Annotated in this window: 19 protein-coding genes and 1 tRNA gene; 12 read left to right on the top strand and 8 right to left on the bottom strand. The window is 69.6% G+C overall.

The window, feature by feature from the left end; all coding sequences use genetic code 11:
• Positions 1-3: 3 nt before the first annotated feature.
• Positions 4-1212 carry a hypothetical protein gene (locus tag KYK13_RS13655; RefSeq protein WP_223644783.1) on the top strand — a complete coding sequence of 403 codons (1209 nt, stop codon included), beginning with the start codon at positions 4-6 and terminating at the stop codon, positions 1210-1212.
• Between the two features lie 118 nt (positions 1213-1330).
• On the opposite strand, the gene smc is transcribed toward KYK13_RS13655, so the two are convergent.
• The gene (gene smc, locus KYK13_RS13650) at positions 1331-4939 is read right to left on the bottom strand and encodes a chromosome segregation protein SMC (RefSeq protein WP_223644781.1); all 3609 of its coding nucleotides are present in this window, start codon (positions 4937-4939) and stop codon (positions 1331-1333) included.
• 312 nt (positions 4940-5251) lie between these two features.
• Between smc and KYK13_RS13645 the strand changes: the two genes are divergently transcribed.
• On the top strand, positions 5252-5956 hold the full coding sequence (locus tag KYK13_RS13645; RefSeq protein ID WP_223644779.1) for a hypothetical protein: 705 nt from the start codon (positions 5252-5254) through the stop codon (positions 5954-5956).
• A 3-nt stretch (positions 5957-5959) separates the two neighbouring features.
• Here KYK13_RS13645 and KYK13_RS13640 read toward each other — a convergent pair whose 3' ends face one another.
• From KYK13_RS13640 to KYK13_RS13630, 3 genes are all read right to left on the bottom strand, one after another.
• Complete coding sequence (locus KYK13_RS13640; protein WP_223644777.1) at positions 5960-7201, bottom strand: ATP-binding protein; 1242 nt, start codon at positions 7199-7201, stop codon at positions 5960-5962.
• 69 nt (positions 7202-7270) lie between these two features.
• The gene (locus tag KYK13_RS13635; protein WP_223644775.1) at positions 7271-8650 is read right to left on the bottom strand and encodes a hemolysin family protein; all 1380 of its coding nucleotides are present in this window, start codon (positions 8648-8650) and stop codon (positions 7271-7273) included.
• Positions 8651-8662: 12 nt separating this feature from the next.
• Positions 8663-9478, bottom strand: a complete 816-nt coding sequence (locus KYK13_RS13630; RefSeq protein ID WP_223644773.1) for a lipopolysaccharide assembly protein LapB — start codon at positions 9476-9478, stop codon at positions 8663-8665.
• Positions 9479-9539: 61 nt separating this feature from the next.
• Between KYK13_RS13630 and KYK13_RS13625 the strand changes: the two genes are divergently transcribed.
• The 5 genes from KYK13_RS13625 (at position 9540) to KYK13_RS13605 (ending at position 14901) form a co-directional block, all read left to right on the top strand.
• Entirely contained in the window at positions 9540-10796 is a 1257-nt protein-coding gene (locus KYK13_RS13625) for a CapA family protein (protein WP_223644771.1), read from the top strand.
• A 285-nt stretch (positions 10797-11081) separates the two neighbouring features.
• Complete coding sequence (prfA, locus tag KYK13_RS13620) at positions 11082-12173, top strand: peptide chain release factor 1 (RefSeq protein ID WP_223644769.1); 1092 nt, start codon at positions 11082-11084, stop codon at positions 12171-12173.
• Positions 12170-13033, top strand: a complete 864-nt coding sequence (gene prmC, locus KYK13_RS13615) for a peptide chain release factor N(5)-glutamine methyltransferase (protein ID WP_223644767.1) — start codon at positions 12170-12172, stop codon at positions 13031-13033. Before prfA ends, prmC begins: the two co-directional genes overlap by 4 nt.
• Before the next feature lie 55 nt (positions 13034-13088).
• The gene (murA, locus tag KYK13_RS13610; RefSeq protein WP_223644765.1) at positions 13089-14360 is read left to right on the top strand and encodes a UDP-N-acetylglucosamine 1-carboxyvinyltransferase; all 1272 of its coding nucleotides are present in this window, start codon (positions 13089-13091) and stop codon (positions 14358-14360) included.
• A 148-nt stretch (positions 14361-14508) separates the two neighbouring features.
• Positions 14509-14901 carry a zf-TFIIB domain-containing protein gene (locus KYK13_RS13605; RefSeq protein WP_223644763.1) on the top strand — a complete coding sequence of 131 codons (393 nt, stop codon included), beginning with the start codon at positions 14509-14511 and terminating at the stop codon, positions 14899-14901.
• Between the two features lie 43 nt (positions 14902-14944).
• Here KYK13_RS13605 and KYK13_RS13600 read toward each other — a convergent pair whose 3' ends face one another.
• Complete coding sequence (locus KYK13_RS13600; RefSeq protein WP_223644761.1) at positions 14945-15790, bottom strand: discoidin domain-containing protein; 846 nt, start codon at positions 15788-15790, stop codon at positions 14945-14947.
• A 190-nt stretch (positions 15791-15980) separates the two neighbouring features.
• Here KYK13_RS13600 and KYK13_RS13595 point away from each other — a divergent pair, with 190 nt between their 5' ends.
• From KYK13_RS13595 to KYK13_RS13580, 4 genes are all read left to right on the top strand, one after another.
• Positions 15981-17942, top strand: a complete 1962-nt coding sequence (locus KYK13_RS13595; protein ID WP_223646604.1) for an ABC transporter substrate-binding protein — start codon at positions 15981-15983, stop codon at positions 17940-17942.
• Positions 17943-17997: 55 nt separating this feature from the next.
• Positions 17998-18276: a hypothetical protein gene (locus KYK13_RS13590; protein WP_223644759.1), complete on the top strand. Its 279-nt coding sequence runs from the start codon at positions 17998-18000 to the stop codon at positions 18274-18276.
• Positions 18277-18324: 48 nt separating this feature from the next.
• Positions 18325-18397, top strand: a tRNA-Gly gene (locus KYK13_RS13585).
• Between the two features lie 106 nt (positions 18398-18503).
• The gene (locus KYK13_RS13580) at positions 18504-19595 is read left to right on the top strand and encodes a hypothetical protein (RefSeq protein WP_223644757.1); all 1092 of its coding nucleotides are present in this window, start codon (positions 18504-18506) and stop codon (positions 19593-19595) included.
• Positions 19596-19654: 59 nt separating this feature from the next.
• On the opposite strand, the gene KYK13_RS13575 is transcribed toward KYK13_RS13580, so the two are convergent.
• A complete protein-coding gene (locus KYK13_RS13575) occupies positions 19655-20626 on the bottom strand; it encodes a hypothetical protein (protein ID WP_223644755.1) in 972 nt (323 codons plus the stop codon).
• Between the two features lie 101 nt (positions 20627-20727).
• On the opposite strand from KYK13_RS13575, the gene KYK13_RS13570 reads away from it, so the two are divergent.
• Complete coding sequence (locus KYK13_RS13570) at positions 20728-21762, top strand: PA0069 family radical SAM protein (RefSeq protein ID WP_223644753.1); 1035 nt, start codon at positions 20728-20730, stop codon at positions 21760-21762.
• A 17-nt stretch (positions 21763-21779) separates the two neighbouring features.
• On the opposite strand, the gene KYK13_RS13565 is transcribed toward KYK13_RS13570, so the two are convergent.
• Complete coding sequence (locus KYK13_RS13565) at positions 21780-22028, bottom strand: GlsB/YeaQ/YmgE family stress response membrane protein (protein WP_223644751.1); 249 nt, start codon at positions 22026-22028, stop codon at positions 21780-21782.
• 27 nt (positions 22029-22055) lie between these two features.
• Entirely contained in the window at positions 22056-24197 is a 2142-nt protein-coding gene (locus KYK13_RS13560; protein ID WP_223644749.1) for a M13 family metallopeptidase, read from the bottom strand.
• Positions 24198-24261: the final 64 nt, after the last annotated feature.

The raw sequence follows: 24261 nt of genomic DNA, 5'->3' as shown, positions 1-24261 counted from the left end.
ACCATGCTGAAGCGTCTCGCCGTCGCCTCCGTCATCCTCACCGCCGCCTGTGCCGGCCAGCAGAAGACCGATGCCGCCGAAGGTCAGAAGCAGATGACCAAGGAAGAGCGGCTGCGCATCACCAACCAGCCCCCGTTCGACCTGGCGACCTGCTTCCCGCACGAGCAGGCCCTGCCCGCCCCCGCCAACGAGGGTGTCCTCGTGGGCGCGCTCCTGAGCGTCCGTCCGGACGTGCTGGAGTGCCTGGTGGACCCGGCCAACCGCGGCCCGGCGGCCAGCACCAAGGTGACGGTGAAGACCACCGTCACCGCCCAGGGCGCCACGAACGCCGTCTCCGGTGAGAACCTCACCCCGGCCGGCACCGCCTGCATCCAGAACGTGCTGGACACGCACGTGAAGCCCGCGCCGCTGGCGGCGGACGCGAAGCCGGTGGAGACCACGTACGAGTACGACCACGCCACCGCTAACAACCCCTCGGTCACCATGGGCATCAACGAGGGCTCGGACTTCTCCGGCAAGGTGCGCCTGGCGCAGAAGAGCTGGTGTGACTGCTACGCCGGCTACAAGGCGTCCACGCCGCCGGTGCTGACCGCGGACATCCACATCGTGAAGGGCCAGCCCAACCCGACGGAGGTCACCTTCAAGCCCTCCGGCAGCACCGAGGGCGACCAGCTGGCGTCCTGCATGCAGGCGAAGATCGCCGCCCTGCCGGCGTCCACCTCGGGCGAGCTGAAGTTCCCCTTCCGCTTCGTGTTCTTCAACTCGCAGGCCCCGGTGGAGGCCTCCGCGGACATGCCGCCGGAGCTGCGCTTCTTCCAGCTGGAGCTGGCGCGCACCCAGACGGCCGCCGCGTCCGCCATCGCCTTCGGCGCGCGCACCAACGCGGCGGACACGTATGACGCCGTCGTGCAGAAGTACACCAAGACGAAGGACTACAAGCTCTTCGACGAGCTGGCCTCCAAGTGCCAGGCGCTCGTGGACTCCGCCACCAGGTGGGTGGACGCGCTCAAGGCGCAGGAGACGGTGGACCAGACGACGCTGACGCTGGTGCAGGGTCTCAAGGCCCAGAAGGAAGACTGGGCCCCGGTGGAGACCGCCAGCCAGGAGGCCCTCGCCAACACCCAGAAGGACCTCTCCGCCGCCCAGCAGCGTCTGGCCGCGGACCAGGGCGCCTGCCCGAAGAAGAGCTACACGCCCGCGAAGAAGAAGTAGTCGCGCGAGCGGCACGCGGCTGCTGGAATGAGAACGGGCGCTCCGGAGGACATCCCGGGGCGCCCGTCTTCTTTCCGGCCACCGGGCCCCGAGGAGGGCCCTGCCCCTGCCGCGCGCCTTACGACGCGGCGGGGACCTTGTCGTCGTTGTGCGCGGAGGCCTCGCGCATCTTCACGCTGACGAGCTTGGAGATGCCGGGCTCCTCCATGGTGACGCCGTAGAGCGTGTCGGCGATCTCCATGGTGCGCTTGTTGTGGGTGATGAGGATGAACTGCGACTGGTTGCTCATCTCCTTCACCATGTCGTTGTAGCGGCCCACGTTGCCCTCATCCAACGGGGCGTCGACCTCGTCCAGGAGGCAGAAGGGCGTGGGCTTGATGAGGAAGATGCCGAAGATGAGCGCCACGGCGGTGAGGGCCTTCTCGCCACCGGAGAGCAGGTTGACGCTCTGGAGCTTCTTGCCCGGGGGCTGGGCGACAATCTCCACGCCCGGCTCGCCGTTGGGGCCCTCCTGCGTCAGCACGAGGCTGGCGCGGCCACCGCCGAAGAGGCGCGGGAAGATGGCCTGGAACTTGTCGTTCACCACGTCGAAGGTCTGCTTGAAGCGCTCGCGGCTCGTCGCGTCGATGCGGACGATGGCTTCCTTCAGCTGGCTGATGGACGCCGTGAGGTCCTGACGCTGGGCGGAGAGGAACTCGAAGCGCTTGGACAGCTCCGCGTGCTCGTCGATGGCGGTGAGGTTGATCTCCCCCATCTTCTCCACCTGCGCGCGCAGGTCCTTGAGCTCGCTCTCCACCTCCGGCGAGAGGGGCGCCAGCAGGTGGTAGTTGTGCAGCTCCGCGGACAGCTCCAGCTGGTAGCGCTCGCGGATGCCGGCGGCCAGGTGCTCCAGCTCCAGGCCAATCTCCTTCTCGCGCAGGGTGATTTGCGACAGGCCCTGCATGAGCTCGTCCAGGCGTCCGCGCAGCTCGCGGAAGGCGGTGTCCTGGTCGCGCACCTCCGCCGTGGCGGTGGTGTGAGCGGTGCGGCGGGCCTCCAGGGCCTCCGCGGCAGCGCGGTGCTCCGCCGCCCGCTGCTCGCGGGTGGACTCCAGCTCCGCGAGCCGGCCCTGCAGCGTGTCCACCTTGGCGCGGCCTTCCGCCACGGTGTTCTGCAGGCGGGTGACGCGCGCCTCCATGTCGCGGCGCTGGGCCACCAGGCTCTCCAGCTCCTTGCGGGCGGACTCGCCGCGCTCGCTGCCGGCGGCCACCTTCACGCGCAGGCCCATCAGGTCCGCGGACGCCGCGTCCGCGCGCTGGCGCAGCCCCTCCAGCTCACTGGCGTACTGGCGCACGCGCTCCTCGCGCGCCTCGCGGTCCGCCTGGCCGTGGGCCACCTCGCCGCGGCTGGACTCCTCTTCGTTGGCGAGCGCGGTGTGGCTCTGCGACAGCTGCCCCACCTCGGCCTCCAGCGAGCGCAGCCGCTCGCGCACCCGGGCCAGGTCCTCGCTCGCCTTGTGGAGGTCCTTCTCCTGGCTGGCCAGGTTGACCTCCTCCGCGTGCTGCTCCTTGCCCAGGCCCTTGAGGACGGCCTCCGCCTGCCCCATCTGCTTCTGGAGCGTGTAGTGCCGGGTCAGGATTTCGTTGTAGCGCTCCTCCACCCGGGCGACCTCCGCCGCCAGCTCGGCGATTTCGCGCTTCTTCTGGAGCGCGCCCACCGCCGCGCCCTCGCGCTCGCCGCCGGTGATGGAGCCGTCCGCGCGGAACACCTCGCCGTCCAGCGTGACGAGCGTGACCGCCGTGGGGGTGCCTTCCGCGTACTCGCGCGCGGCGGCCAGGTCCTGGACGATGACCACGTCGCCCAGGAGCAGCTTGAGCACCGGCTCCAGCGCGGGCTCACAGGACACCTCCTTGAGCGCGTGCGCCAGGACGCCCGGGCGCGAGAGGTCCGGCTCCACGTAGGCGCGGGCCTGCTCGCCGGAGGGCACCGGCAGGAAGGTGCCGCGCCCTTCGGCGTGGCCCTTCAGGTACTCCACCAGCTCCACGCCCTTCTCGCGGCTGTCCACGATGACGTGCTGGAGCCGCTCGCCCAGGGCCGCCTCCACCGCGCGCTCGTAGCGCGAGGAGGTGACCGTGAGGACATCCGCCACCAGGCCGAAGATGCCCTGCTCGCGGGCGGCCTCCGCGGCGCGCACCATGACGGCGCGCACGCCCCGGTCGAAGCCGTCGTAGTTCTTCTGGATGTCCTCCAGGGACGACAGGCGGCTGCGCTTGTCGCTCAGCTCCTCGCGCAGCGCGATGACCTGGACCTCGTTCTCCGTGAAGGCCTCGCGCGTGCGGGTGAGGGCCTCCTCCTCGTGGCCCCGGCGCTCGGCCAGCTCGGAGGCCAGGTGGCGCGTGTCCTCCACGTGCCTGGCCGCCTGGGTGCGCACGGCGTCCAGCTCCTGCTCCTGGACGCGCAGGGCCTCCAGCTCACCGGCGAGCTTCGCGCGGCGGGCCTCCAGGTCCGCGCGCTGGCGCGCGAGGTTGACCAGGTTGCTCTCGTGGTTCGCCAGGCGCGTGGCCACGGCGACCAGCCCCGCCCGCTCCTGCTCCAGGCGCAGGGAGATTTCGGTCTGCAGCACGGAGACGCGGCGCTGCTCCTCCAGGGCCACCTGCATGGCCACTTCGTCTTCCTTGTACGAGCCGGCGATGCCCGACAGCTCCGCCTCGCGGGCCGTCATGGTCTGCACCACCTCGGCCTGCCGCGCGAGCAGCGCGTCCAGCTCCGCCTGCGCGGACTCCACGCGCGCGCCGGTCTCCTCGAAGTCGCGCCGGCCGTACGCCAGCTCCTGCGCCTCGCGCTGCAGGGCGCTCTCCAGCGCGTGCACCTCGCTGGCGGACTGCTGGAGGGCCGCCCCTTCCGCGTCCAGCTCCGCGCGGCGCCGGGTGATGGCCTCCTCCAGCTCCTTCACCTTGTCCAGGCCCTCGCGCTCCTCGCCGCCCAGGTTCTCCAGGCGCGACTGGAGCACGCGCTTCTCCGCCATCAGCTCCAGCGAGCGGTGGCTGGCGGAGTGCAGGTCGATCTCCCGCATGCGCGCCTTGAGCTTGCGGTACTTCTCCGCCTTCTTCGCCTGGCGCGACAGCGTGTCGAGCCGCTTCTCCAGCTCGCCGGTGATGTCGTTGACGCGCAGGAGGTTGGCCTCGGTGGCCTCCAGCTTGCGCTCGGCGGCCTTGCGGCGGGCCTTGTACTTGGTGACGCCCGCGGCCTCTTCCAGCAGGTGCCGGCGGTCCTCCGGCTTGCTGGAGACGATGAGGCCCACGCGGCCCTGCTCGATGATGGAGTAGGCCTTGGTGCCCACGCCCGTGCCGAGGAAGAGCTCGGTGATGTCCAGCAGGCGGCAGACGGTCTTGTTGATGAGGTACTCGGAGTCGCCGTTGCGGAAGAGGCGGCGCGTCACGGTGATCTCGCTGAAGCCCTGGTACTGGGGCGCGAGCGTGTCCGTGTCATCCACGAGGAAGGTGAGCGACACCTCCGCCATGGACAGGGGCGGCTTGTTCTCCGAGCCGTTGAAGATGACGTCTTCCATGCCGCGGCCGCGCAGGTTCTTCGCGCTCTGCTCGCCCATCACCCAGCGGATGGCGTCCACGACGTTGGATTTGCCACACCCGTTGGGGCCGACGACGCCGGTGACGCCCTCGTCGAAGGAGAAGACGCTCCGCTCCATGAACGACTTGAAGCCGGTGATGTCCAGGCGCTTGATTCGCATGCCAGCGGGCCTCCCTACAGGCCGACGGTGAAGCGGGTGAAAACGCGCGCGAGGCCGGAAAATCGGCTCCGCAGCGTTCGGCAGGAGTACCAACGCACCCCACCGCGGATCAAGCGTGACCATGCCACGCATGACCCTATGTCAAGTGCTACAGGCCGGTAGGCGAGCGTTCCCGCGCCGCCCTTGCAAAGCAGTCGTCCCACCCTACCTTCCACTCGATCTTTCCGGAGGCGTCCTACGTTCCAGCCCTTGCTTGCCTTGTCGCTCCTCGTGGGCGCGTCCCCGACGTCCCAGGTAGCACCCCGGTCTGACATGGCGGCGGCGGCGACGGCGGCCCCCTGTCCGAACCCCTGGTTCCCCATGGAGAACGGCCTGTCGCTGACCTACCGGGCGGGCCGCTCGTCGGAGCTGGTGCTGATGACGAAGGACGTGGCTCCGGCCACGGACGGGACGGTGAAGGCCACGCTGGCGGTGAGCCTGAAGGGGAGAAGCGGGCAGACGGACCTCACCTGTGACGCGAGCGGCGTGCGCACGGGCCTGGGCGGCCTGGAGGGCACGCTGCTGTCCGCGTCCGGCATGGACGTCCAGGTGGTGAACGCGGAGGGTGCGGCGGTGCCCGCGCCGTCCGTGATGGTGCCGGGCGGCACCTGGAAGAACAGCCTGTCTGTGAAGCTCCAGCCGCCGGCCAGGAAGGGCGGCCTGCGCCCCACCATCGCCACGACCTTCGACAAGGAGGCCACGGTGGTGGGCGAGGAGGAGATCACCGTCCAGGCGGGGACCTTCAAGGCGCTGAAAATCCGCAACATCACCACGGCCCGCGCCAGCCGCCCCGGCGCGGAGGGGCGCTCCATGGAGAGCTTCATGTGGTTCGCGCCGGACGTGGGCATCGTCAAGCTGACCACGGACGGCGAGACGAACCTGGAGCTGCTCAAGGTGGAGCGGCCCACCGCCAAGGTGAAGCCCGCGGCCGTCCAGGGCGGCGCGAAGAAGAAGGCCGTGAAGCCCACCAAGAGCTGAGGATTACCCCCCGAGGGCGTAGTTCTCCAGGAGTTCCAGCGTGCTGCGGACGGCGGGCTGCGCGTTGAGGATGTAGATGGGCGTCTTGCGCGCCCAGGCCAGCCGCAATGCCTCGTACAGCAGGGCGTGCACGTAGCTCTGGGTGCACGTCGCGACTCCTGCGAAGTCGAGCACGAGGGCTTCCCGTTTCAAGAGGCGAGGGAGGAGCTGTTCCTCCGCGAACGCCTGTGCACGCCCCGCGTCCTCGACCTGGGTGTGCCTGACGATGAACTTGAAGGTGCCAACGGGCGGAGCCTCGAAAGAGAGCCACTTGTGGATGGCCCGTCGCGGCGTCCGCTCCTTGGCCCGCTGACGGATGGTTTCAATCATCCCGTCATAGTCCTGCTCGGCTTCGGCGGGCATCTCGAAGGTCACCAGGGTTCCGGGGTAGCCCACGCTCGCATCCAGCGTCATCCGGCCGTGGGGGTCCTCGAAGTTCGCGTCGCCCTCCAGGTTCAGCACGGAGCCCCGAGTCGCGACCACCAACCGGCCACCGACGAGCTTCGTCATCTCCGCGATGAAGAACAGGCCCATGCCCGCGTTCTGGCTGCTGCCCGTCTCTCCCTCGTCGAATGCACTGGAGACATGAGGCCAGAGCGAACGTGCCAGCGCCTCCTTGGGGTCCGTCAGAGCCTTGTGCCGCCCTTGAAGGCTGGCTGGAATACCGATGCCCGCGTCAGCGACGGCGACCTGGACCATGGGTTGCGCCGAGTTCCGTCCTCCGCGGTTGAGCTGGGCGCCCACGATGCCCCCCAGCGGATCGTGGCTGTGCTGAACGACGTTCCGCAGCAACTCATTCAGGACGTAGTAGAGGGTCCGACGGGTGTCCTCCAAGGCAGGCTCGGGAACCAGGAGACGCGAGATTTCATCCGACGCAGGTTCCGTGGGGGCCTGGCGCTGGATGCGCGCGAGTTTGACCGTCCTGCCGCGCTCGGAGGGTGGGGTTGAGACGCGTCCGGGAACTTCGATGACCCCCTCGAATCCCACGGCCCGGGCGAATTGACAGGAACCCGATTGCGACTCAAGCCTGACTCGCAGGGGCCCTTCGCCATCACGACGTGCCTGGGCCGCGATGGCGACCAGCCCCCACATCTCGATTGGATCAATTGAACCGATATCCAGGCTGACGGGATCGGCTTCCAACCAGCGGAGCAGAGGCGCCGGGTCGCTCAGCCCGGCCCGCGTTGGTGCGATCAGCGGCGTCATTCCATGCTCCTCTGCGACAAGTCGGGTGCTTCATTCCAGCCCGTCGAACGCCTCATGTGTACCAACGCCCTATCCTGTCTCGCCGGAGGACGCGGGCGGCTCCGCGGCCCGGCCGCCGCCGTCCTTGGGCAGCGCCGTGGGGCGCGACTGCGGCTCCACCGTGACGCGCACCACGCGGGGACCGTCCACCTCCTCCACGAGGATGCGCCACATGTCGAGCTTGAAGCTGTCGCCCTTCTCCGGCACCCGGCCCAGCTTCGTCATCAGGTAGCCGGCGATGGTGGTGACCTCGCCCTTCTCCTCGTCATCCAGGTCGAAGGTCACGTCCAGCTGGGCCTCCAGGTCGTCCAACTGCGCGGTGCCGGGCAGCTCGAAGCGGCCTCCGGGCAGCGCCCGCACCTCCTCGACGCGCCGGCCCAGCTCCGCCACGTCGCCCACCACCTCCGCCACCACGTCCGCGATGGTCACGAGCCCGGACGTGCCGCCGTGCTCGTCCACCACCATGGCGATCTGCCGGCGCCGGCGGCGGAACTCCGCCAGCAGCTGCTCCAGCGTCGCGTTCTCCGGGATGAAGAGCACCGGGCGCTGCACCTGCGACAGGCTGCGCAATTCCCCGCGCGACAGGAGGAAGAACAGGTCCTTCACGTTCACCACGCCCTCGACCTCGTCGAGGTTGCCCCGGCACACCGGCAGCCACGTGTGCCCGGACGCGCGCGCGTCGATGACGTTCTTGTCCAGCGCCTCCTCCACGTCCAGGTAGCGCACCTGGTTGCGCGGCACCATCACCTGCCGCGCCGTCTTCTGCGCCATCTCCAGCGCGCGCTCCAGCAGCTCCGCCCGCGCCGTGGTGATGGCGCCCGCCTCCGCGGAGCTGTGCAGGATGACGCGCAGCTCGTCCTCGTTGGTGGCCTCGTGCGACTCGCTGGCCGAGTGCAGACCGAAGGCCTTCAGCACCAGCCCCGCCAGCCAGTTGAGCAGCCGGATGGCCGGGTAGAAGAGGAAGTAGAACGCGCGCATGGGCAGCGCCACCGCGAGCGTCGTCTGCTCCGCGCGCTGGATGGCCACGCTCTTGGGCGCCAGCTCCCCCATCACGATGTGCAGGAACGTGATGATGCTGAAGCCGATGATGCCCGCGGCCGTGGAGCCGTACCGCTCCGCCAGCGCATCCGGCAGCACCCTCGCCACCACCGGGTGCAGGAGGTGTTCGAAGGCGGGCTCGCCCAGCCAGCCCAGGCCCAGCGACGCGAGCGTGATGCCGAACTGCGTGGCGGAGAGATAGGCGTCCAACTCGCCCACCATCTTCAGCGCCGTCGCCGCGCCCGGCGTGCCCTCGTCCACCAGGGATTGCAGGCGCGTGGCGCGGATCTTCACGATGGCGAACTCCGTCGCCACGAAGAAGCCGTTCGCGACGACCAGCAGCAGCGCCAGCCCCAGGAAAACCCATTCCATGATGTGATTCCCTCAGAAGAGGGCTTCGAAGTCCGGATCGCCCTTGAGCACGTCGAACATGGGGTCCGCGGACAGCCACCCCAGGACCTTCTGCCGGTCCGCCGCCAGCGACTTCTGCAGGTACTGCACGGCGTCCTTCGGACGGCCCCACAGCGCGTACAGCGCCGCCAGGTTGTAGTTGAGCAGCAGGTCTTCCGGGTTGAGCGCCCGCGCGCGCTCGTAGGCGCGCTCCGCTTCCGCGTAGAAGCCCTTCTGCGCGTAGCAGATGCCCAGGTCCAGCTGCGCCTCGAAGTTGTCCGGCTCCAGCCGCACCACTTCCTTCAGCTGGGTGATGGACGAGCGGTAGTCCCCCTCGTCCATCATCAGCGCCGCCAGCTCGTGCCGGGGGAAGGCGTCCTGGGGGTCCAGCTCGATGGCGGCGTGCAGTTCGCGCATCGCCTCCTCCACCCGCCCCTGGTCCGCGTAGGTGAGCCCCAGGTTCAGGTGGGCGTCCGGGTACTCCGGGTCCAGCTCGATGGCTTCCTTGTACTCCTCCACGGCCATCTCGCTGGCGTGGGTGGAGAGGAAGCAGGCCAGGTTGTAGTGCGCGGTGGCGCTCTCCGGCTCCAGCTTGAGCGCGGTGAGGTACTCGCCCAGCGCCTCGCGGAACTGCTTCTTCTCCGCATAGACCGTGGCCAGGTTGTCGTGCGCGTGCGCCGACGTGGGGTCCAGGTCGATGGCCTTCCTGAACTCCTTGATGGCCTCCTCCAGCCAGCCCCGGTCCGCCAGCTCGATGCCGCGGGTGTTGTGCTCGTCGGACAGAGCGATGTTGTCCTTTTCCCGGGCCATGGGCGCGGGGCAATCTACGCGTCGCGCGTTTCCCCGTGCAAGGTAGAGTTTCCCCTTGCCCATGCGCCACGCCGCCCTGCTGCTCCTGCTGTCGCTCGCCGCCTGTCACCCCCGCCCCGGGATGCCCCCGGTCCCTCCTCCGGGCCTGGAGCCCACGGCCGCCACGCAGCCCCTGCCGCCCGAGCCCACGGCCGCCGGGTCCGATACCGGACATCCCGCTGTCCAACCGGCCCCTCCAGCCCCTGTCCGCCCGGTGACGCTGGTGGTGGGGGGCGACGTGACGGTGGGCTACCACTACGAGGAGTACTTCGATGATCAGGTCGCCAAGGGGAAGACGCGCGAGGACATGTTCGCGTACGGCCTGCGCGAGGTGCGGCCCATCGTGGACTCCAGCGACCTGTTCGTCGTGAACCTGGAGTGCCCGTACACGGCCAGCACGGAGAAGCTGCCCAAGAACTTCAACTTCCGCGCGCGGCCGGAGCTGGTGAACGTGCTCACCGCGGGCCGGGTGGGCGTGGTGAGCCTGGCCAACAACCACATGATGGACTACGGCGCGCAGGGGCTCCTGGACACCCTCGCGGCCCTGGAGGCCGCGCGCATCCCCCACTTCGGCGCGGGCAGGAACATGGCGGAGGCGCGCCGCCCGGCCATCCTCACCGTGGGGGGCCTGCGCGTCGCGTTCCTGGGCTACTTCTTCCTGGGCACGCGCAACATCGAACCCCGGGAGGTCTACGCCACGGACACCACGCCGGGCGTGGCCGGGCACTTCTCCGACGTGGACGAGATGGAGCGGATGCTGCGCGAGGACATCGCGGCGGCCAAGGCCCAGGCGGACCTCGTCCTGCCCTTCTTCCACTGGGGCATCGAGGGCAACACCACCCCGGAGCCGTACCAGGTGCGCCTGGCGCACACGGCCATCGACGCGGGGGCGGCGGGGGTGCTCGGCAGCCACCCGCACGTGCTCCAGTCCATGGAGCTGTACCGGGGACGGCCGGTGCTCTACTCGCTGGGCAACTTCGTGTTCGGCGGGAACTGGAACCCCCGGGACAAGCGCAGCGTCCTGTGGCGGGCGCGCTTCGACTCCACGGGTTATGTGTCCAGTGACGTGCTGCCCCTCAGGACCGACCGCTACCCCGAGTTCCCCGTCCAGCCGGTGCCCGTGACGGGTGCCGAGGCTGATGGGGTGCTGCTGATGCTGCGCACCGCGTCACAGGGGACGCCGGGGCTGGAGCGGATGCTCCCAGCGCTTGAAACAGGGGAAGCAGGGGGAGCAGGGAGCCCACCGCCCCCCTCCTCCAGCGTGCGAGGGGGGCAGTAGCTACCGGGGCTACTTGTTGTTGCGCTGGCCGCGCTTGAAGCGCGTGCGGCGGCGCTTCAGCTGCGCCTTCCGGGTCTTGGCGCGGTTCTTCAGCTTCTTCTTGGAACGATTCCCCTTCTGTGCGGCCATGTGGAAGGACTCCGTGTTGAGCGTGATTCAAGCCGCACGGGGCGGCGACGGGGGCCGTTCTTACATGCCGCTGCCCGCACGGCCAAGGTTTTCCTTGACCGCCCTCGGCCCTTGCCATGGGGCGCCCAACGGGGCAAGACGCCCCGGGAACCACGCATGATTGACAAACTGCAAGAGGTCGAGCGCCGCTTCGAGCGGCTCACGGCCGACCTGTCGAACCCCGATATCCTCGCCGATACGGCGAAGCTCCAGAAGGTGTCCAAGGAGCGCGCCGGGCTGGAGAAGCTCGTCGAGACCTACCGCAGCTACCGCAAGGTGCTGGCGGACCTGTCCGAGGTGGAGGCGTGGCTGTCCAGCGCCGACCCCGACGAGAAGGCCTACGCGAAGGAGGCCCTGCCCGGCCTGAAGGCGCAGCGCGACGAGTTGGAGGGGGAGCTCAAGATCCTCCTGCTGCCCAAGGACCCCAATGACGAGAAGAACGTCATCCTGGAGATCCGCGCGGGCGCGGGCGGCGACGAGGCGGCCCTCTTCGCCGAAGAGGTCATGCAGATGTACCTGCGCTACGCGGACCGCCGGGGCTGGAAGGCGGACATCCTGGACATGAGCGCGGGCAACGCCGGCGGCGTGAAGGACGCCACGGTGACGCTGTCCGGCGACGCGGTGTTCAGCAACCTGAAGTACGAGTCCGGCGTGCACCGCGTCCAGCGCGTGCCGGCCACGGAGACGCAAGGCCGCATCCACACCTCCACCATCACCGTGTCGGTGATGCCGGAGGCGGAGGACGTGGACGTGCAGGTGAACCCGGCGGACATCGAGATGCAGGTGATGCGCTCCACGGGCTCCGGCGGCCAGAGCGTCAACACCACGGACTCCGCGGTGCGCCTCATCCACAAGCCGTCCGGCATCGTGGTGAAGTGCCAGCAGGAGAAGAGCCAGACGAAGAACCGCGCCATGGCCATGCGCATGCTGCGCGCGAAGCTCTATGAGATCGAGCAGGAGCGCATCCGCAACGAGCGCGACTCCATGCGCCGCGGGCAGGTGGGCACGGGCGACCGCAGCGAGAAGATCCGCACCTACAACTTCCCGCAGGACCGGCTCACCGACCACCGCATCGGCCTCACCGTGCACAACCTGCCGGCCATCATGGTGGGCAACGTGGACGAGGTCATCACCGCCTGCCGCACGTACTACCAGGCGGAGGCCCTCAAGGCGCAGACGGGCGGCGGCCGGCCCCCCGGCGAAGCATGAGCGAGACCTGGACCATCCGCCGGGTCCTCACCTGGACGACGGGGCACTTCGAGAAGCGCCAGGTGGATGCCCCCCGGCTCACCGCGGAGATCCTGCTCGCGCACGTGCTCAAGACGGGCCGGGTGCGCCTGTACGTGGACCTGGACCGGCCCCTGTCCAAGGACGAGCTGGCCTCGTTCAAGGCGCTCATCGAGCGGCGCATGGCGGGCGAGCCCACGAGCTACCTGACGGGCACGAAGGAGTTCTACAACCGCGCCTTCAAGGTGGACGCGCGCGTGCTCATCCCCCGTCCGGAGACGGAGCTGCTGGTGGAGGCGGTGCTGCACGCGGTGCCCAGGGACGCGCCTTCCCGCGTGCTGGACGTGTGCACGGGCTCCGGCTGCATCGCCATCAGCGTGGCGGCCGAGCGCCCCCAGGCGACGGTGCTGGCCACGGACCTGTCCAGGGACGCGTGCGCGCTGGCGCGTGAGAACGCGCAGGCCCTGGGCGTGGCGGAGCGCGTGAGCGTGCTGGAGGGAGACCTGTTCGCGCCCCTGCCCCCGGGCGAGACGTTCCGGGTGGTGGTGTCGAACCCGCCGTACATCGACACCGGCGACATCGCCGGGCTGTCCGCCGAGGTGCGGCGCGAGCCCCGCCTGGCCCTGGACGGCGGGCCGGACGGGCTGACCGCCCTCCGGCGCGTGATCCAGGGCGCCCGGCGGGTGTTGGAGCCTGGCGGACTGCTTGCACTGGAGATGGGTGAGACCCAGGGAAGCGCCGTCCTGGAGCTCCTGCGGGCCGCCGGCTACGCCGACGCGCGCGTGGAGAAGGACCTGGAGCGGCGTGAACGCATGGCGTTCGGGACACAGCCCGCGGCCTGAGGGCCACGGAGCGCGTGGCCCGGCGGCCGCACGCAAGAGAAGGCACGTACAAGACATGGACAAGATCGTCATGAAGGGTGGCACCGCGCTGCACGGCGAGGTGGAGGTCTCCGGCGCGAAGAACGCGGCGCTGCCCATCCTGGCCTCCGCGCTGCTGGCGGATGGCACCACCACCTTCCGCAACGTGCCGGAGCTGGCGGACGTGGCCACGATGCTGGAGGTGCTGCGCACCATGGGCTGCGAGGCCACGCGGCTCACCGGCAAGAAGGCGGACACGTGTGAAATCAGCATCGCGGGGGACATCACCCCGGAGGCCCCCTACGAGCTGGTGAAGACCATGCGCGCGAGCGTGCTGGTGCTGGGGCCGCTCGTGGCGCGCTTCGGCCGGGCGCGCGTGTCCATGCCGGGCGGGTGCGCCATCGGCGCGCGGCCCATCGATCAGCACCTGAAGGGGCTCAAGGCGCTGGGCGCGGACATCCACCTGACGGAAGGCTACGTGGAGGCCCGGGCGAAGCAGCTCAAGGGCGGCATGGTGAACTTCGACGTCATCACCGTCACGGGCACGGAGAACGTGATGATGGCGGCGGTGCTCGCGAAGGGCCGCACGGTGATGGAGAACTGCGCGCGCGAGCCGGAGGTGGAGGAGCTGGCGCGGGTCCTCAACAAGATGGGCGCGAAGGTGGAGGGCGCGGGCACGTCCGTCATCACCATCGAGGGCGTGGAGTCGCTCAACCCCGTGGACCACGCCATCCTGCCGGACCGCATCGAGGCGGGGACGCTGCTCGTCGCGGCGGCCATCAGCGGTGGCAACGTGCTGGTGAAGCACGCGCGGCCGGAGCACCTGGACGCGGTGATGGACAAGCTGCGAGAGGCGGGCTGCACGCTCACGGCGGAGGGCGGCGGCATCCGCTGCAAGGCGCCCAAGTCCCTCAAGTCGGTGAACATCACCACCACGGAGCACCCGGGCTTCCCCACGGACATGCAGGCGCAGCTGATGGCGCTGATGACGGTGAGCCACGGCACGTCCGTCATCAGCGAGAACATCTTCGAGAACCGCTTCATGCACGTGCCGGAGCTGCACCGGCTGGGCGCGGACATCACCATCCAGGGGCACACGGCGGTGGTGAAGGGCGTGAAGGCGCTCAGCGGGGCGCCGGTGATGGCCACCGACCTGCGCGCCAGCGCCTCGCTCATCCTGGCCGGCCTGGTGGCCGACGGGCAGACGGAGGTCAGCCGCGTCTACCACCTGGACCGCGGGTATGAGCGGCTGGAGCGCAAGCTGCGGGGCCTGGGGGCGGACATCCGCCGCGTGAAGGAAAAGGCCTGAGGGCTGGCCTGAGTCCCGGGGGCCGCCTGACGGCACGTTGCCAACAGAAGCGGCCGCGCGGGTTGCATCCCAATTTTTGGGCGACTTATCATTCTCCATTCACTGGGGAGCACCCTCTGCTCCCCCTTTCAGGAGAACGAGCCGCCCCATGAATTGCCCCGGTTGCAGCGTCGAGATGACTGATCTCGAAGGAGATCACGAGACGTTGCGGAAGTGTGGAGACTGCGGAGGCCTCTGGATCGATGTCTCGGACCTGCGCCGCATTCTCCTTCACAACAACCTGCCCGGTCTGGAGCAGCTCGGGGGCAAGGTCGACGCGGAGGCCCTGACAGGACAGTGCCCGGACTGCCAGGTGGACTTCGTGCGCATCGACGGTGGTGACCGGACCCACCCCCTGCACTACGACACCTGCGAGTCGTGCGGCGGCATCTTCCTGGAGTCGGAGTTCGCCGACGCCGCGGATGCCAAGGCCGCCGAGCAGGAGATCGTCACCTTCTTCCGCAACTTCGACGCGAAGCGGAAGGCCAAGGCCGCCATCTAGGCCAGGAAGGCCCGGGCCCTTTCCGGCGCCCGGGCGCCCGCCCTCACGGCAGGCTGCGGAAGGCGCTTCCCCACTCCTCGGGGAGCGCCCCGTCCAGCGACAGCCCGGCGGCGGACTTCGGTCCCTCGCCAGCGGGGGTCCGCTCGAAGCGGGCCGTCACCTTGCCCTTCTTGGGGATGTCCAACGTCACCTTGTTGCCGGACACGGTGTAGGTGCCGGTGACGACGGTGGTGGGCTCGGGCGTCTCCAGGGGCTCCAGCGAGAAGCGCCAGGTGCCGTCCACGAAGAAGGACAGGAAGCGCTCCGGGGCGCCCTCGTGGCCGCCGAACCAGGTGCCCACGAGCGGCGCCACGCGCGCGTCGTACTTGTAGCGGGTGGCGAGCGCGGGGCCGTTGAGGGGCTTTCCACCCGAGTAGAGGACGAGGTCGGTGAGGCACACCGGGCTGTCCTCCCTGGTGCCCGGGAAGCGGTCCGCGACCTCCAGGATGAAGCGCGCGCCGAAGAGCGGCTGGGACAGGGGCACGGCCTGGAGGCCGCGCTTGTCCTGCACGGTGACGCTGCGGGACGCGTCCACGCTGGTGAGGGTGAACTTGCGCACGCGGCCGTTGGCCTTGAAGGCGTCCCGGGAGGTGCCGTCGCCCGTGTAGACGCGCACCTCGTCCAGGGTGACGGGCTCCTTGAAGCCGATGAAGACGGGGCCGGGATGCTCCCCTTCCACGCACCAGGCGGTGGTGTCCCGGCCGTCCAGCAGGTTGAGGGGCACGAAGTGGTCCGGGCGCGCCTCCTTCTCCAGCCAGGCCTCCGCCTGGGCGTAGCCGGGCGCGGAGGGCGTGGCGGCGAGGACGGGCGGGGACACGAGCAGCAGGGAGGCGAGGGACAGGCGGCGCATGGGGCGCATCTTGGATCGGCCCCACCCCGGGGCTCCAGCCCGGGTGTGCACCTTCCGCCGGCACCGGACACGGCGTTCCTGGCGGTGAAGGCCCGAGGGCGCGGATGAAAGCGGCTCGCCGGGAGTTGGGGGTGCTTGACACCCGGATACGCCCAGGCCGACAAGGCGGACCGACCGAGGAGGAAGCGTGATGCGACGTTGGGGCTGGGTCTGTGTCCTGGGGCTGATGGGGGCGGCCTCTTGCAAGAAGGACGTGCCGGCGGAGGCGCCGGACGCGGGCGTGGTGGAGACAGGCCCCGCGGCCCTCACGGAGAAGGAACCCAACGATCGGCCCGACCAGGCGCTGGCCATCACCCGGGACAGCGTGGTGACGGGCGGGCTGGCGGCTGAGCCCAACAAGCTGGACGAGGACTGGTACCGGCTGGCCCCCGGCACGGCGCGCATCGCGGACGTGACGGTGACGGGCCTGCCTGGCGGGGACGTGAAGCTGGACGTCTACGACCAGGACCGCAACCGGCTGGTGGGCGTCAACAGCGAGGGCGAGGGCAAGGGCGAGCGCCTCCCGAACCTCTACGTGGAGCAGGAGCGCTGGCTGGTGGTGTCTCCGGCGCGCAAGGGCATGGGCGGGGCGTACACGCTGGAGGTGAAGTACCGCCAGCCCAACGACGGCGAGGAGCGCGAGCCCAACGACCGCGCCGTGGACGCCGCCGCGCTGCCCCTGGGGCAGACGGTGACGGCGTTCCTGGGGCACTCGGGGGATGAGGACTGGTACCGGGTGGAACTGCCCGGCCCGGCCACGCCCGAGGGGGAGGTCCCCTCGGCGCAGGACAGCGGGGCTCCGGCACAGCAGGGCACCGCGCCCGCGGCTCCGGGGGCGCAGGGGGCGACGGCCGCGGCCGTGCCTCCGCCTTCGGTGCCGGACGAGACGCCGGTCATCGACGACAGCGAGGCGCCCTCCCCCACTCCGGAGGGCACGTTCGGGGGCGGAGAGCCGCCCGCGCATCCGTCCGAGGGCGCGATGCCCACGGCGCCCGGAGAGCTGGGCGGAGCGATGGCGGCCCAGGCGGTGGACGCGGGCCCGCCGCCCGAGCCGGAGGTTCCGTCGGTGGCGCTGAAGATTGAATTGTCCGCCGTGGAGGGCGTGCGGCCGGAGATTTCGGTGCTGTCCGCCGCGGAGGCGCCGCTGTTCACGCTGCAGGGCAAGGAGGGCGAGCCGCTCGCGCTGCGCAACATCGGCGTAAGGGCCACGGACCGGGTGGTCTACGTGGTGGTGAAGGGCGGCTGGACGGGGACGGGCAAGGCGCAGCGCCGCACGTACAACGCGCAGGTGCCGTACACGCTGACGGTGTCGCAGGAGGAGGCGGGGGCGCACGCGGAGCTGGAGCCCAACGACGAGCTGCTCAAGGCCACGCCGCTGACGGGCGCGGGCTACCGCGAGGGCTTCCTGTCGCCCAAGTCGGACGTGGACAACTACGTGCTGACGACGCGCGAGCCGATGCTGGCGAAGGTGGAGCTGTCGGGCGTGGACCGGCTGGACCTGACGCTGTCGATGGTGGAGCCGCCGCAGGGCGACGGGCAGAAGGAGACGGTGCTGCTCAAGGCCAACGACGGCGCGGTGAAGGAGCCGGAGCGCCTGAACAACGTGGCCTGCAATGGCACCTGCTACTTCCGGGTGGAGGGGTCGTTCCGCAAGGTGAACGGGAAGTTCGTGAAGGACTTCGAGAACGCGGACCAGCCCTACCGCATCAGCGTGACGACGGTGCCGGACAACGGCAGCCAGGAGCGCGAGCCGAACAACACACCGGACCGGGCGCAGGACCTGACGTTGGGCAAGGCGGTGCGAGGCACGGTGTACCCGGCGAAGGACGTGGACTACTTCCGGGTGGACCTGTCCGACCGGCCGGTGCGCACGGCCATCACGGCGACGCTGCTGGGCATCCTGAAGGTGGACGTGGGGCTGTACCTGCACCGGGTGCAGCCGGACGGGAAGCTGACGCTCGTGCAGACGTCCGACCGCGCCAAGGGCGACCAGCCGGAGACCATCCGCTACAGCGCCGAGCCCGGCGTCTACGTCTTCGAGGTGCGCGACGCGAAGAACCGCGAGGCGAACTTCCAGGACTCCTACCAGCTCACCGTCGAGGAGGGCGAATAGCCGGGGGGCCGCGATGAAGCCGCTGTGGTGTTGGAGATGTCGGCAGGAGGTTCCGATGCTGGACGAGGAGGAGTTCGAGGAGGTCTCGAACCTCTATCGCGGCGCGTTCCGTTCGTCGGAGCCCACCCTGGAGGCGCGCTTCGCTCCCGTCAGCCGGGCCTATGAGCGGCTGACGGGCTACGCAGGCTGCCATCCGAACGTGGTGATTCACCACCGCATCGCCCAATACGGCCCGCCGTGCAGGGCCTGCGGCAAACCGCTCCGGACGCCGGAAGCCCGGTACTGCGCCGCCTGCGGAACTGTTCGCCAGGAAGCGGTCGATTCTTCCCGTTGACAAGGCTGGGCCCCGCCCCTACTTTGGGCCCCGCTTCACGCAGCACCCGCGGTGGTAGCTCAGTTGGTAGAGCACGAGCTTCCCAAGCTCGGGGTCGAGGGTTCGAATCCCTTCCGCCGCTCTGAAGAGACACAGGCCGGTGGTTCCTTCACGGAACCACCGGCCTTCGTGTTTCCAGGCTCCCGCGACTCTGGAAGACTCGTCCGGGTCAAGCGAGAGGAGCCCCCATGTGTGAGGCAGCCCCCTGGTCCCGTCGTGGCGCGCTTCGTCCCCGGCTGCGCCTGCCGCTGGCGCTGGCCGTGGTCCTCGCCCCTCTTCTCCACGCCGAGGCCTTCCCCATCTCGCCCTGGACGCTCCGGGAACTCACGCAGTCCTCGGAGCTGGTCGTATGGGCGGATGTGGAGGCGGTGACGTGGGCGCCCCCGCCGACCTCTTCCGAGAAGGAAGCTGGACTCGACGGCTTTGACGACGGCCAGATCGCGCGCCTGCGGATTCGGGAGGTGTGGCGAGGAACGGCGGCGCGCCCGGACGAGCAGCTCGAGGTTCACTTCAACGGGAGCCTCATTTGTCCAGCTCCCGCCCGTTACGAGCCAGGACTCGCGGTCGTCGCGTTCCTCGAACGAAGGGACGGTCGTTGGCGGACCCTCGCGCTGTCCTACGGGACGCGCTATCCGGAAAGTGAAGACGAGCTCGCGGCCTATCGGCGAGCCGTGCAGCGCTTCCGGTTGGCGGAGGAACAGGCCATCGTCGCCCGGGCCGCGGGCCGGGAGGCCGGCGTGACAGCGGCGCGCACGGACTGGCTGGTGTACGTGGCCGCACATCCCGCGACCCGGTGGGATGGTTTGTATGGATTGGCCTCCGCGTCCGATGAGGCCCTTTCGGCCTATGACTTCAAGCGGCCTCGCCTGGCCCCTCTGTCAACCCTGCATCGGGAGCAGCTCGCACAGGCGTTCGTGACCGCGCCCTCATTGGACCGCACGTTGCCCATGATGCTGACGGTGCTCCGCGGCCACGAAAGCACCGAGGTGGACCGCATGGCGGCTCGCGCCCTGGAGTCCATTCTCGCGGAGAAGAAGGCGCCGCCGCACTGGGTACGCAGCGCGTTCGATCTGCTGCGCGAGCGCTACGGAGAAAAGCCTCTGCCCCGCCCCGAGCAGCCCGGGGATCCGCTGCTACGCGCCTTTGGCGGTACGCCGGACGACCCGTCGCTGCGCCCGCAGTGGCAGCAGTTCAAGCAGCGCCACCATCTGACTCCGAAGCGGCTGCCCATGCCCTGGGGGCCCGCCGTCCCCGGCACTGGAGCGAATACAACGCCCTGAAGGCCGGGAGTCCTTGAGGAAACTCGGGTCTGCCGGCCTTCGTGTTTCCGGGCCCTGGGCTACTTGCGGTGCGAGCCGTAGTACTTCTTCAGGAGTCCCAGCTCGGCGATCTTCCCATCAGCGATGTCCGCCCCCGCGTCCCACATGCACGTGCGCGGGATGGCATCCAGGCAGGCTCCCTTCTCGCTGTGGGAGAGCGTGGTGTAGAGCGCGTCGATGATCGCGGAGCGGCACGCGGCCTTGTAGGGCTCGCTGTTGTTGCCCTCCTTCTTTCGCAACTCCTCCAGCTTCTCCCAGACGCAGCAGTACCAATAGAGCGCACGCATGGCCCGCGCGTCGTAGCGCTCACTGTAGAGCGCCCACACGTCCACGTGCTGCGCGGTGACCGGATTGTCGACGGCGGCGTTATCGTCAAAGGCCTTCAGCGTCTCGCTGGTCCCTGGCACGGCGCTACAGAAGCTGTCGAGCCCGCCGATGCGCGTCTTCGTGGCGTGGAAGAGCCGCAGCCCGCCAGCGCCCTTCGCCAGCGCGGCGGGCACCATGAAGGACTTGAAATAGGACAGGTTGAGCGGGCGCTCCGGATCCGGCTCGATGCCCGTGTCGAAGTGGTAACCGCCCCACGTGTAGAGGGTGAAGAAGCCCCAGACATTCTTGGCGTTCACCCGCTCGCGCACCGACGCGTCGCCCTTGGCCGCGGCGGCGATGATGGGCGTGACGCGCGCGAGGAGATCCGTCTCCCTGGCGCCGTACCAGTACCAGAGCCGGTACAGCGTCCCCCTGGCGCCAGCCAGGAAGGACTCCATGCCGCGCACGGTGATGTCCTTCCTGCCACGCGCGGCGAACTTCTTCTGGAACGCGGCGACGTGCGCATCCAGGCACCAGAAGTACATCTGGTACGCCGTCGTGTACCCGTTCTTCAGCTTGAGCCGCATCCGGATGGGGCCGCCAATGTCCCGGTCCTCGCCGGACGTGTCCGGAGGCCCGACCCAGGTGTAATGGACGTCGACGGAGTACCGGATGGATCGCCACATGGCGCGTGAGCATAGCGAGCCGCTCTGCCAGACATCCCCGGGTCTCCCCGAACACCGCAAGCAGGCTTGACTGAACAGGCATTCAGCCGCACCCTTGCCGGGTGAAGGCCCGTCCCGTCGACAATCCGCCCAACCCCTGGGCGAGCACCGCGGTGGAGTACCTGGACGAGATCCCCCCCGCACGCCTCGAGGTCTGGGAGGACCACAGCCGCTCCATCATCGCGAGCAACGACAGCCCGGACGTGTGCTTCTCCTGGAGCGTCAACCCGTACCGGGGCTGCCTCCACGCCTGCGCCTACTGCTACGCGCGCCCCACGCACCAGTACCTGGACTTCGGCGCGGGCACCGACTTCGAGACGCGCCTCGTCGTCAAATCCAACGCCCCGGAGCTCCTGCGCGAGGCCTTCGACCGCCCGTCGTGGAAGGGAGAGACGGTCGTCTTCAGCGGCGTCACGGACTGCTACCAGCCCCTGGAGGCGTCACTCCAGCTCACCCGCCGGTGCCTGGAGGTCTGCGCCGAGTACCGCAACCCCGTAGGCATCGTCACCAAGGGCGTGCTGATTGAGCGCGACCTGGACGTGCTCCAGCGCCTGGCGGCGGAGACGAAGCTCTTCGTGAGCATCAGCCTCCCCTTCCACAACGAGGAGCTGGCGCGCGCCATGGAGCCGCTCGTGGCCACGCCCAGGCGGCGCCTGGCCGCCATCCGCAAGCTGACGGAGGCCGGCATCGACGTGGCCGTGTCCGTGGCCCCCATCATCCCCGGCCTCAACGACGAGGACATCGCGCGGGTGCTCACCGCCGCGCGCGAGGCCGGCGCCACGCGCGCGCACTACACGCTCCTGCGGCTGCCCGGCCCCGTGCAGGCCGTGTTCGAGGAGCGCCTGCGCGCGAAGCTGCCCCTGCGCGCGGACCGGGTGCTGCACCGCATCCGCGAGACGCGCGGCGGGGAGCTCACCGACAGCCGCTTCAAGCACCGCATGCGCGGCGAAGGGCTCTACGCCCAGACCATCCACCAGCTCTTCGCGACGGCGGCGCGCAAGGTGGGCATGCGCGCCTCGTCCGTCACGGAGGCCGCGCCGGACACCTTCCGGCGCCCCGCGCGGCCCTCCACCTCACCCCAGCTGTCGCTCTTCTAGTCAGCGACCGCCGGGAGTCATCTGCGGATGACTTGGAGGATGGACAGGAGGATGACGGCACCCACCGTGGCCACCAGCAGCGAGTACAGGTTGAAGCCCGTCACGCCGCTGCCGCCAAAGAAGCTGAACACCCAGCCGCCCACCATCGCGCCGACGATGCCGGCGACGATGTTGGCGAACATCCCCATCCGGGCATTGGTGCCCTTGATGATGCTGGCCAGCCAGCCCGCGATACCGCCCAACACCAGCCACGAGCAGATTCCCATGACGTCCTCCAGGTAGGGCCCGAAGGCCTACCACACCTCACAGCGGTTCGCGGCGGGCGCCACCATCGGCGACCCCGCGGGGCAGGAGAAGGCCTGCTGGAACTGCGGCAGGTTCACATCCGGCCCCTTCACGCGCAGGAACGCCGGCGAGTGCGAATCCGTCATCGCCCGCTGCCGCGCAGCCTCGTTACGAATCTTCGAGCACCACGATTGCGCGTGCGCGAGGAAGAACTGCTGCCCCGGCGTGAAGCGGTAGGAGCTGGCCTTCGCCGCCTGGTCCGGGTGCTTCGCCAGGTACGCCTCCATGGCCGCGTACGCCAGCTTGAGGCCGCCCAGGTCCGCGACGTTCTCGCCCAGGGTGAGCTTGCCGTTCACCTTCACGTCGTCCACGGCGGTGTACCCGTCATACTGGTTCTTCACGCAGGCCACGCGCTCGCGGAAGGCCTTGTCCGACGCCGGGGTCCACCACGTGCGCAGGTTGCCGTCCGCGTCGAACTGGCGGCCCTCGTCGTCGAAGCCGTGCGTGATTTCGTGGCCCACCACCATGCCCATGGCGCCGAAGTTCACCGCCGCGGAAGCGTCCCGCCCGAAGAACGGCGGCTGGAGGATGCCCGCCGGGAACACAATCTCGTTGGTGGCCGCGTTGTAGTAGGCGTTCACCGTGGGCGGCGACATGAACCACTCCTGGCGGTCCACCGGCTGGCCCACCTTGCGCAGCTGGCGCGCCTGCTCGAACGCGTCCGCCGCCAGCAGGTTGTCCAGGAACGAGTCGCGCTTCACCGTCAGACCGTCGTAGCTGCGCCACTGGTCCGGGTAGCCGATCTTGTTGGTGATCTTCTTCACCTTCACCAGCGCCTGGGCCTTCGTGTCCGCGTCCATCCAGGACAGCGTGTCCAGGTTGCGCTCGAAGGACTGCTCGATCTGCTGGACCATGTCCAGCGTGGTGGCCTTGCCGTCCGCGCCGAACGTGCGCGCGATGAAGGGCTTGGCCAGGGCGTGCGGGAGCGCGTCGTCCGTGGCGTCCACGCACTTCTTCCAGCGCGCCAGGTCCGCCTTGGCGCCGGTGAGCACCGAGGACTCGAAGCGGAAGAACTCGTCGCGCAGCGCCTTGGGCAGCGCGGTCTGCACGTCCTTCACCAGGTGGTAGGACAGGTACGGCCCCAGGTCGCCGGGGCGCTGCTGGCGCACCAGCGCGGACACCTCCGAGAAGAACTTCGGCTGCGTCACGTTGAGCGCTTCACCCGGCGGCAACCCCACCTGCGCGAAGTACGTGTCCCACTGGAAGGCGGGCGCCAGCTGCTTCAGGCCCTGGCGCTCCAGGCGGTGGTAGACCTTCTCCGGCTCGCGCGTCTCGTCCTTGGGCAGCCGCGCGTTGGCCAGCCGCGTCTCGATGGCCATGATGCCCGTGGCCTTGCGGCTGGCCACGAAGGGCGCGTCGCCCAACAGCTCGAACACCTTCTGCACGTGCGCCTGGTACGCGGTGCGCGCCTCGCGCATCTTCGCGTCCGGCTTGAGGTAGTAGTCGCGGTCCGGCAGGCCCAGGCCGCCGGCGTCCACGTAGGCGATGACCTGCGTGGAGTCCTTCTGGTCCTGATCCGACCCCACGCGGAAGAGCGCGTTGACGTCGCGCGCGTGCAGCCACGCCACCGCCTTGGCCACGTCCTGCGGCGTCTTCATGCCGTTGATCTTCGCCAGGTACGTGCGCAGCGTGGGCAGCGACTGCTCCAGCTTCGCCTCGTCCATGCAGGAGCCGTAGAAGTCCCCCAGCTTCTTCTCTTCCGGGGTGCCCTGCTCCTGCCCCTCCGCGGCCTTGGTGAGGATGTCGCGCAGCACGGCCTGGTTGCGCTCGGCCACCGTCTCGAAGCCGCGGCTCCAGCGCGCGCGCTCGGCGGGGATCTCCGTGGTCTTCAGCCAGCCGCCACAGGCGTACTGGTAGAAGTCGTCACAGGGGTTCACGGACGGGTCCATCACCGCGGCGTCCAGGCCCGGCGGCATGGGGCGCTCGGACATGGGGACATTCGAAGCCTCCGGAGCGGGCGCGGGCGTGGCCGGCGCGGCGGCGGCCACGGGGGCCGGGGTGGAGGCCTGGGGCGGCTCGGGGGTGGGCTCCGCCGTCTTGCAGGCGGCGCCAAGGACACAGGAGGCAGCGAACAGGGCCAGTCGCTTCAAAGCGTTCTCCAGCTCGGACAGGGGTGAGGATCCGGCGCGCATCAACCCCTGATGCGCGGGGGCA

The sequence above is a fragment of the Corallococcus sp. EGB genome, from assembly GCF_019968905.1.
GTDB lineage: Bacteria > Myxococcota > Myxococcia > Myxococcales > Myxococcaceae > Corallococcus.
The sequence above is the reverse complement of the archived record's forward strand: the minus strand, read 5'-3'. Positions and strand labels throughout refer to the sequence as shown.

Bases quoted from the DNA above. Each gene is read 5' to 3' on its own strand.
- KYK13_RS13605 (WP_223644763.1), top strand. From the start codon at position 14,509: ATGAATTGCCCCGGTTGCAGCGTCGAGATGACTGATCTCGAAGGAGAT.
- murA (WP_223644765.1), top strand. From the start codon at position 13,089: ATGGACAAGATCGTCATGAAGGGTGGCACCGCGCTGCACGGCGAGGTG.
- KYK13_RS13640 (WP_223644777.1), bottom strand. From the start codon at position 7,201: ATGACGCCGCTGATCGCACCAACGCGGGCCGGGCTGAGCGACCCGGCG.
- KYK13_RS13565 (WP_223644751.1), bottom strand. From the start codon at position 22,028: ATGGGAATCTGCTCGTGGCTGGTGTTGGGCGGTATCGCGGGCTGGCTG.
- smc (WP_223644781.1), bottom strand. From the start codon at position 4,939: ATGCGAATCAAGCGCCTGGACATCACCGGCTTCAAGTCGTTCATGGAG.
- KYK13_RS13575 (WP_223644755.1), bottom strand. From the start codon at position 20,626: ATGTGGCGATCCATCCGGTACTCCGTCGACGTCCATTACACCTGGGTC.
- KYK13_RS13635 (WP_223644775.1), bottom strand. From the start codon at position 8,650: ATGGAATGGGTTTTCCTGGGGCTGGCGCTGCTGCTGGTCGTCGCGAAC.
- prfA (WP_223644769.1), top strand. From the start codon at position 11,082: ATGATTGACAAACTGCAAGAGGTCGAGCGCCGCTTCGAGCGGCTCACG.
- KYK13_RS13645 (WP_223644779.1), top strand. From the start codon at position 5,252: ATGGCGGCGGCGGCGACGGCGGCCCCCTGTCCGAACCCCTGGTTCCCC.
- KYK13_RS13590 (WP_223644759.1), top strand. From the start codon at position 17,998: ATGCTGGACGAGGAGGAGTTCGAGGAGGTCTCGAACCTCTATCGCGGC.
- KYK13_RS13655 (WP_223644783.1), top strand. From the start codon at position 4: ATGCTGAAGCGTCTCGCCGTCGCCTCCGTCATCCTCACCGCCGCCTGT.
- KYK13_RS13625 (WP_223644771.1), top strand. From the start codon at position 9,540: ATGCGCCACGCCGCCCTGCTGCTCCTGCTGTCGCTCGCCGCCTGTCAC.
- KYK13_RS13600 (WP_223644761.1), bottom strand. From the start codon at position 15,790: ATGCGCCGCCTGTCCCTCGCCTCCCTGCTGCTCGTGTCCCCGCCCGTC.
- KYK13_RS13595 (WP_223646604.1), top strand. From the start codon at position 15,981: ATGCGACGTTGGGGCTGGGTCTGTGTCCTGGGGCTGATGGGGGCGGCC.
- KYK13_RS13580 (WP_223644757.1), top strand. From the start codon at position 18,504: ATGTGTGAGGCAGCCCCCTGGTCCCGTCGTGGCGCGCTTCGTCCCCGG.
- KYK13_RS13630 (WP_223644773.1), bottom strand. From the start codon at position 9,478: ATGGCCCGGGAAAAGGACAACATCGCTCTGTCCGACGAGCACAACACC.
- prmC (WP_223644767.1), top strand. From the start codon at position 12,170: ATGAGCGAGACCTGGACCATCCGCCGGGTCCTCACCTGGACGACGGGG.